Origin of the sequence: Thiohalocapsa halophila, from assembly GCF_016583825.1 — a bacterium.
Taxonomy (GTDB): Bacteria; Pseudomonadota; Gammaproteobacteria; order Chromatiales; family Chromatiaceae; genus Thiohalocapsa; species Thiohalocapsa halophila.
Genome location: NZ_NRRV01000065.1, coordinates 22,409 through 30,387, shown reverse-complemented (window position 1 = coordinate 30,387; position 7,979 = coordinate 22,409). Strand labels below are relative to the sequence as shown.

The following is a 7,979-nucleotide window of genomic DNA, read 5'->3' as shown; positions in this document are numbered from 1 at the left end:
CCCAGTACCCGCCGCCCGGTGACCGGCGTTTCAGGCCGTGGCACGGCCGCTCGCGGCGGCCGTCTGCTCCAGCAGGGCACGCAGGGCAGCCGGATCGAAGTCCGCTGTCACCACGGCGCCGCCGATAGCGCGCAGCAGCACCAGACGCAGTCGACCGCCCTGGACCTTCTTATCCACGGCCATCAGCGCGAGCCAGCGCTCCGCGGTCAGGTCGGGCGGCGGATCGACGGGCAAGCCGAAGCCGGCGAGCAGGCGCCGGATGCGCCCGACATCGTCGGCGGCGAGCCAGCCGAGGCGCGCGGACAGCTCCGCGGCCATCACCATGCCGGCGGCCACCGCCTCGCCGTGGAGCCACTCGCCATAGCCGAGGCCCGCTTCGATGGCATGGCCGAAGGTGTGGCCGAGGTTCAACAGGGCGCGCTGCCCCGCCTCGCGCTCGTCGGCGGCCACCACCTCGGCCTTGTTGCGGCAGGAGCGCTCGACGGCCTCGGCGAGCGCGTCGGCGTCGCGGGCGAGCAGGCGCTCGCGGCTCGCCTCCAGCCAATCGACGAAGTCCGGATCGCGGATCAGCCCATACTTGACCACCTCTGCGAGGCCCGCGGCGAGCTCGCGGTCCGGCAGGGTGCTCAGGGTATCGGTGTCGGCAACGACGGCGCGCGGCTGATGGAAGGCACCGATCATGTTCTTGCCGAGGGCGTGGTTGACGCCGGTCTTGCCGCCCACGGACGAGTCCACCTGCGCCAACAGCGTGGTGGGAACCTGAATGAAGTCCACGCCGCGCTGATAGCAGGCCGCCGCGAAGCCCGCCATGTCGCCGACCACACCGCCGCCGAGGGCGATCACGGTGACATCCCGCCCCAAGCGCTCGGCGAGCAGCGCGTCGAAGATGCGGTTCAGGGTGGCGAGATCTTTGTAGCGCTCGCCGTCCGGCAGGATCACCTTGTGAATGTCCAGGCTGGCCAGGGCCCGCTCCACGGCATCCAGGTACAGCGGCGCCACGGTGTCGTTGCTCACCACCAGCACCTGCCGGCCGCGCACATAGGGTGCGTAGCAGTCCGGGCTGGAAATGAGCCCGCAGCCGATCAGGATCGGGTAGCTGCGGGCGCCGAGGTCGACCTCCAGCCGCCGGGCGCCGGCGGCGGTCGGGGCCCCGCCCGCGGCAGTGCTCGGGGCGCTGGTCAGGGTGCTCGTCGGGGCGGCCACGTCAGAGGTCTTCCTCTTCCAGCCGGCGGCGGATCTCCTTCACCACCGACGAGGTGCCGCGGCGCTCCGTCGACACCACCATGTCCGCCACCTGCCGATAGACCGGCTCGCGCTCGGCCATCAGATCCTTCAGACGCTGCTGCGGGTCGTCCGTGTCCAGCAGCGGACGGCTGCGGTCCCGCGCCGTGCGCGAATACTGTTGCTCCGGGCTGCAATGCAGGTAGATCACCAGGCCGCGGGCAGCGAGCTGCTGGCGGTTCTCTGCGACCATCACCGCGCCGCCGCCGGTGGCCAGCACGATATTGTCCTGCTGGGCCAGCTCCTCGATCACGGTGCGCTCGCGGTTGCGGAAGCCTTCCTCGCCCTCGAACTCGAAGATGGTGGCGATATCCACACCGGTGCGGCGCTGGATCTCCTGGTCGCTGTCCTGGAACTCGTAGCCCAGGGACTGCGCGAGCTGGCGGCCGATGGTGCTTTTGCCGGCGCCCATGGGGCCGACGAGAAAGATGTTCTGCGGTCGTATCATGGGCGGCAGGTATGCCAGATTTGGCGTCCACGGGCAAGGGTGTGCGGCGAGCGCGACGGTGTCGCGGCAGTACACGCAAGTGCGCTCAAGCAGCCGTCGGCGGGCCCGCTTGCGGGGCTTGCGTCAACGTGTGGCGAGCTCCCCTTTCAGGATTTTGGGCGTTACGAAAATCAGCAGCTCGCTGTTGTTGTCCTGGCGCTGCTCGTTTTTGAACAAGCGCCCGAAGACGGGCACGTCGCCGAGCCAGGGCACTTGCTCTTTGGCGAAGGTCTTGTCGCGCTCGTAGACGCCGCCAAGCACCACGGTCTCGCCGTTGTCCACCAGCACCGAGGTGCTGACCGAGCGGGTATCCACCGGCGGCACGCCCAGGACCGTGTTGGCGAAGTTGGGCTGGTCCTTGTTGACCTCCAGGTCCATGATTACGCGATCATCCGGTGTGATGTGCGGGGTGACCTGCAGCTTCAGCACCGCCTCCTTGAAGGCCACCGCCGTGCCGCCGCCGGCACCGCCGGTTTGCTCCTGGTACGGGATCTCGGTGCCGACCTTGATCACGGCCTCGTTCTGGTCCGACGTCACCACCCGCGGCGAGGAGACCACCTCGCCGCGGCCCTCGCGCTGCATGGCCGAGAGCTCCAGCTGGATCAAATGCGAGCCCACCTTGCCGAGCATGAAGTTGAAAGCCCCCGCAGGATTGGCGTTGGCCGGCAGGTTGACCATCAAGGATGGGTTGTTGCTGCCTTCGGGGAACTCGACCACGGAATTGAACGGCGGGAAGATGGTGTTGCCGTCGGGGCCGGTCTCTTGCTCGACCGTCTGACCGAAGGGGCCAGCGTTGAAGGTGGAGAAGGGCCCACCGCCAGAGTTGTTCGGGCGTCCGCCCGAGATCAGCAGCTCGTTGTCCCGAAATTGCCCCATGGACGTAGAGAGCCCGAAGCGCACACCCAAATCCCGCGCGAAGTCGTCGTTGGCGATCACCACCCGCGACTCGATCATGACCTGCCGCACCGGCACGTCCAGGCGGTTCACCAGCCGACGGACCTCCTCCAGCTTCGCCGCGGTGTCCTGCACCAGCAGGGTGTTGGTGCGGGCATCCACGGTGACGCTGCCGCGGTCCGGCGTGAGCAGGTTGTTCTCCTCGGACTTGAGCAGGACGGCGAAGTCTGCGGCCTTGGCGTAGTTGACTTGGATGAACTCCGAGCGCACCGGCGCCAGCTCCTGGATCTGTCGCTTGGACTCCAGCTCCAGCTTCTCCTGGGCGGCGATCTCCTGCGTCGGCGCCACCATGATGACGTTGCCGGTCTGGCGCATGGACAGGCCCTTGGTCTTGAGGATGATATCGAGCGCCTGATCCCAGGGCACGTTCTTGAGCCTGAGGGTGATGTTGCCGCGCACCGTGTCGCTCGCCACCAGGTTCAGCCCGGTGAAGTCTGCGAGCAGCTGCAGAACGGCGCGGACCTCAATGTCCTGGAAGTTCAGTGAGAGCCGATCGCCGTCGTAAACGATCTTCTCGCGCTCGCGCTGCTCCCTCTCCGCCGGGGTCAGGGCTCTGAATTCCAGCGTGAACAGGTTGTCGGTCTGGTACGCCAGGTACTCGAACTGATCCGCGGTCTTCACATCCACCCGCACGTCGCCGCCGATGCCGCGGGACTCCACGGCCGTCACCGGTGTGGCGAAATCCACCACGTCCAGGCGCCGAAACAGCCGCTGCGGTAGATCCGTGTTCGGGATGTCCACGATCACGTCCTGCCCCTCCTGGCGCACGCTGACCTTTGTGTCGGCGGAGGGCAGCGTGATCAGCACCCGCCCCTCGCCACCGGCGCCGCGACGGAAGTCGATGTCCTTGACAGCGCCTCGGGGCGCCTGACGCTGCGCCGGGCGCGCCGTGCCCTGTGTGCCGATGCGCCGCGCCTGGGTGGGCGGGGGTGCCGGGCGGTCCGGATTCAGGGACACCGTGACCCGATTACCCCGGGAATTGAGCTCATAGGGGACGGAGTCGTTCAGATTGATCACGACCCGGGTGCGGTCGCTCGCCTCGATGGCCACCAAGCTGTGGGCCACTCCCAAGCCGATGGGGACGGACTTACGATCGAGCCCGCTACTGGCGCCCGGAAAGTCGATGGCGATGCGTGCCGGGTTTTCTGTAGCGAAGTCCTCCGGCGCCGGCGCGCTACCGGAGAAGACCAGGTCGATCTCCACCTGGTTGCCGGGCAGGGAGGCGAACTCCACGTCCTGGAGCACCGCGGCGCCCGCCGATACCGTCCAAGCCAGGGCGAGCCAGAGGGCTAGGGCCGGGATAGCCCGCAGCAGGGCGCGCGCGCCGGGCCCTTGGCGGTGGCGTAGGGCGCGGGCCGGCGCCTCTGGGCAAATTGTCGGACACATGGCGTCTCGGTGCCTCCGCCGCGGTTATTGCTGCCTGAGGGCGATGCTCGTCTGGCGCTCGCGCCAGCTGCCCGGGCCTTCGCCGACGATTTCGGTCAGGGCGATGGCCTCGGGACTGATCTGCGTGATCTGGCCGTTGTTCCGCCCCAGGTAGTTGCCAACGCGCACCCGGTGCAGTACACCGTCCGGCGTGACGATGAGCCCCCAGCGGGTCTCGTCCTGCTCCAGGGTGCCCACCATGCGCAGGGAGTCCAGCGAGTACTGCTCCAGCTCCTCGCGCCGGCGCAGCGGGTCTGGGGCCACGCCGGAGACCTGCTGCGGCGCGGCGGCTTGGGCGGTGCGGTCGTCCATGACGAAGGGATCACGCCGGTTGCCGGGCTCGTACACGAATGTATCCACACGCGGCACCTCGGGGATGGGCTCCAGCGGACCCGGCGGCCGCGCCTTGACCGCATCCACGTAGTCTTCCAGCTCGTCGAGGTTGGCCTGTCCACAGCCCGCGAGTGCCGCCGCCAAGGCGAGCATCGCAGGCAGAACAGCGCGCCGACCCGGGCTCGTCATTGCACCGCGCCCTCCTCCAGGTAGCGGTAGGTCTTGACCGTGGCCTCCATGGTTAGGCTGACATCGGTGCCGGGGGCGTCGCCCCGCTGACTCGGGGCAGCAATCTGGACATTGTGAATGGTCACGATGCGCGGCAGCGCCGCGAGCCCGCTGATGAAGCGCCCGAACTCGTGGTAGCGGCCGTTCACCCGCATGCGGATGGGCAGCTCCGCATAGAAGTCTTTGGTCTGCTCGCCGGCCGGCTCGAAGAGCTCGAACTCCAGGCCTGCGGCGAGCCCGGTCTGCGAGACGTCCACCAGGAGCCCTGCGACCTCGGTGCGGTCCGGCAGCTGGCGGACCATGGCGCCGAAGGACTCTTCCATCTCGGCGAGCTGCTGCTGGTAGTCTTCGAGGTTCGCGGCTTTGTCCTGCTTGTCCTCGAAGGTCTCGCGGAGCTCCAGCTCTTCCTGCTCCACTTGCGCCAGGCGCTCGAGCTGGTCTTGGGTGACGAAGTGGTACCAGGCCCAGCCGATGGCTGCGCAGAGCACCAGCACCACCACCGCCTTCGCGGGCGTGGGCCATTCGCCGATGGTGCTGAGCTCGAGGTCGTTGAGATCGCTGATCTGCATGATTGGACGCACCAGGCCCGGGGCCTTGGGGCAGCCTCAGCCGGGCGCAGCCCCGGGCGGTGACGGCAGGCCGGCGCGCCGGTCCTCCGCTGCCTCCGGGTCCAGGTGCTGCTGCTCGAAGCTGAGCCGGAAATGACTGAAGCCGGTGCCGGTTTGATCCTTGTTCTCGATCACCAACAGCTTTGCCTTCGAGATCCAGGTGCTCGCGTCGATGTTGCGCATGAAGGCCGACACCCGGGCATTGGACTGGGCGCGCCCTTCCACCTGGACCTGATTGCCGCTCTGCTTGACCGCGGTCAAGAAGACGCCGTCGGGAATGGACGCCACCAGCTCGTCGAAAAGATGCACCACTTCCGGGCGGCTCTCCTGCAGTTGCTGAATCACGTCCATGCGGGCCAGCAGGTTCGCCTTGGTCTCCTCCAGCTCCTCGATCTTCTCGATGCGCTGGTCGAGCTCGGCGATCTCGCGCTCCAGCAATTGGTTACGCGATTGCTGGGCGGCGATCATGCTGTCGATCTGCACGCGCACGCCGAGGCCTACCAGCAGCACCAGCGCCACCGCCGCAGCCGTGGCCGCGAAGAAGTTGCGCTGCCGGCGCCGGCGCTCCGCTTCGCGCCAAGGGAGCAGATTGATGCGTGCCATATCAGTCGAATGCCCGCAGTGCCAGCCCGGTGGCGATCATCATCGAAGGCGCCGCTTTCGCCAGGGCCTCGGGATCTGCGCCCGGGCCCACGGCCATGGGCGCGAAGGGGTTGGCCACCGATACCGGAAAGCCCAGGCGCTCCTCCACCAGCTCGTCGATCCTGTCGATACGCGCGGCGCCGCCGCAGAGCATGACTTGATCGGTGCGGTTGAAGGTGCTGGCCGAATAGAAGAACTGCAGGGACCGGGCGATCTGCTGCGCCAGCGCCTCTTTGAACGGCCCCAGCACCTCGCTGGCGAAATTCGCCGGCAGGCGGTTTTCTTCCAGCCGCTCCAGCGCCTGGGCACGCGCGAGGCCGTAGCGGCGCTCGACTTCGTCGAGGAGCTGGTTGCCGCCGAAATTCTGTTCTCGGGTGTAGACGATCTTGCCGTCGTGCAGGACGTGCAGGGTGGTCGTCGTCGCGCCGACATCGGCCACGGCGACGGTTTGGTCCTGGCGCTCATCCTCGAAGCGCCCGAGCAACAGGCTGCACGCGTTTTCCATGGCGTAGGCCTCGACATCCACAATGGCCGCGGTGAGTCCGGCCACCTCCAGCACGGCCACACGGTCGTCGACGTTCTCCCGGCGGGAGGCGGCCAGCAGCACATCGACCATGTCCGGGTTGCTCGCCGACGGCCCGATGAGGTCGAAGTCGATATTGACCTCTTCCAGCGGATAGGGGATGTACTGATCCGCCTCCAGCTGGATCTGGGCCTCCATTTCGGCGTCCGAGAGGGAGGCGGCCATGGCAATCACCTTGGTGATGACCGCCGAGCCGGCGACGGCGCAGGCGGCGCGCTTGGTTTTGGAGCCGGCTCTGGCAACTGCCCGCTGGATGGTCTGTCCGACGGCGTTGATGTCGGAGATCTTTTTCTCCACCACCGCATTCGCCGGCAGCGGCTCGATGGTGAGAGCCTCCACCCGATAGAGCTCCGCCGCCGTGCCGGCCGTCTGGGACAGCTCGATGAGCTTCACCGCCGTGGAGCTGATATCCACGCCGAGAAGCGAGTGTTGCTTGCGAGCGAAACCGAGCATCTGCGTATTGGCGTTGGAACCACCCCGTGGACACCTGACAAACAACCTATGCTTTCTTCCCTAACTATATCAGATGAAACCCCTTTCGTTTCTCCGGGAGTGTCCCCAAGAGTGATCTGTTCCGCGTTTTCCATCAAGGCCGTTGCCAAGCACCACGGCCACGGGGGCGCCGGCGCTGCGCGCGCCCCCGGCACGCGCCGCAGCGGTTATCATTGCCTGCGTGCCGCCATCCGAGCGAGACATCTCCATGCCCAGGCGATCGGGATCCAAGGCCGCAGCCGCGGCCACCGCGCGACGCCACAAGCGCCGCAATCCCCCTGTGGAGTCCGGCGGCAGCCGCCACCGCTGCCAGGATCAGCGCCGCCGGCTCGCTTATGAGTCGGCGCGCATCCTCGCCGAGCAGGGTCCCACCGAGTTCGACCGCGCCCGACGCAAGGCGGCGGCGCGTCTCGGTATCACCGACAAGCGGTGCTGGCCCGACAACGCCGAGATCAACGACGCACTCCTGGAGCAGCAGCAGCTGTTCGAGCCCGACGAGCATGCCCGCAGCCTCGCCGACCTGCGTCGTCATGCACTGAGCGCCATGCGTGAATTCGCCGACTTCCGCCCGCGCCTGATCGGGCCGGCCCTGCGCGGCACGGCCACGCACGAGCACGGCATCGAGCTGCGACTGTTCGCCGACAGCCCGGAGGAGGTGCTGATGGCGCTGATGGACCGACGCATCCCCTGGCAGGAGGGCGAGGCGGTACAGCGCTACGCCAGCGGTAGCGTGGAGACCTGTCCGGTTTTTGCGTTCGTCGCCGGCGACATCCCGGTGCATCTGCAAGTGCTGCCCTGGCAGGCGCGCCGACAGCCGCCGCTGGACCCCGTCTCCGAGCGCCCTGAGCGCGGCATCGACGCCGACGAGCTGGCAGCACTGCTGGCCGACGGCGGAGAATCCGAGGCGGTGACCGCGGCCTTTTGAGCTGGCTTGGGCGCCGCGAGT

8 protein-coding genes are annotated in these 7,979 nt (G+C 67.8%); 1 reads left to right on the top strand and 7 read right to left on the bottom strand.

Annotated features, from left to right (window positions below):
• Positions 1-30: 30 nt before the first annotated feature.
• From aroB to CKO31_RS20570, 7 genes are all read right to left on the bottom strand, one after another.
• Positions 31-1,122, bottom strand: coding sequence for a 3-dehydroquinate synthase (gene aroB / locus CKO31_RS20600; protein ID WP_242475547.1), 1,092 nt, complete (start codon positions 1,120-1,122; stop codon positions 31-33).
• Positions 1,123-1,204: 82 nt separating this feature from the next.
• Positions 1,205-1,729: a shikimate kinase AroK gene (gene aroK, locus CKO31_RS20595; protein ID WP_200240988.1), complete on the bottom strand. Its 525-nt coding sequence runs from the start codon at positions 1,727-1,729 to the stop codon at positions 1,205-1,207.
• Between the two features lie 123 nt (positions 1,730-1,852).
• Positions 1,853-4,108, bottom strand: coding sequence for a type IV pilus secretin PilQ (locus tag CKO31_RS20590; protein ID WP_200240987.1), 2,256 nt, complete (start codon positions 4,106-4,108; stop codon positions 1,853-1,855).
• A 24-nt stretch (positions 4,109-4,132) separates the two neighbouring features.
• A complete protein-coding gene (locus CKO31_RS20585; protein ID WP_200240986.1) occupies positions 4,133-4,669 on the bottom strand; it encodes a pilus assembly protein PilP in 537 nt (178 codons plus the stop codon).
• Complete coding sequence (locus tag CKO31_RS20580; protein ID WP_200240985.1) at positions 4,666-5,277, bottom strand: type IV pilus inner membrane component PilO; 612 nt, start codon at positions 5,275-5,277, stop codon at positions 4,666-4,668. Before CKO31_RS20580 ends, CKO31_RS20585 begins: the two co-directional genes overlap by 4 nt.
• A 36-nt stretch (positions 5,278-5,313) precedes the next feature.
• Complete coding sequence (locus CKO31_RS20575; RefSeq protein WP_200240984.1) at positions 5,314-5,919, bottom strand: PilN domain-containing protein; 606 nt, start codon at positions 5,917-5,919, stop codon at positions 5,314-5,316.
• A gap of 1 nt (position 5,920) precedes the next feature.
• The gene (locus CKO31_RS20570) at positions 5,921-6,994 is read right to left on the bottom strand and encodes a pilus assembly protein PilM (RefSeq protein WP_200240983.1); all 1,074 of its coding nucleotides are present in this window, start codon (positions 6,992-6,994) and stop codon (positions 5,921-5,923) included.
• A gap of 247 nt (positions 6,995-7,241) precedes the next feature.
• On the opposite strand from CKO31_RS20570, the gene CKO31_RS20565 reads away from it, so the two are divergent.
• Complete coding sequence (locus CKO31_RS20565; protein WP_242475543.1) at positions 7,242-7,958, top strand: hypothetical protein; 717 nt, start codon at positions 7,242-7,244, stop codon at positions 7,956-7,958.
• Positions 7,959-7,979: the final 21 nt, after the last annotated feature.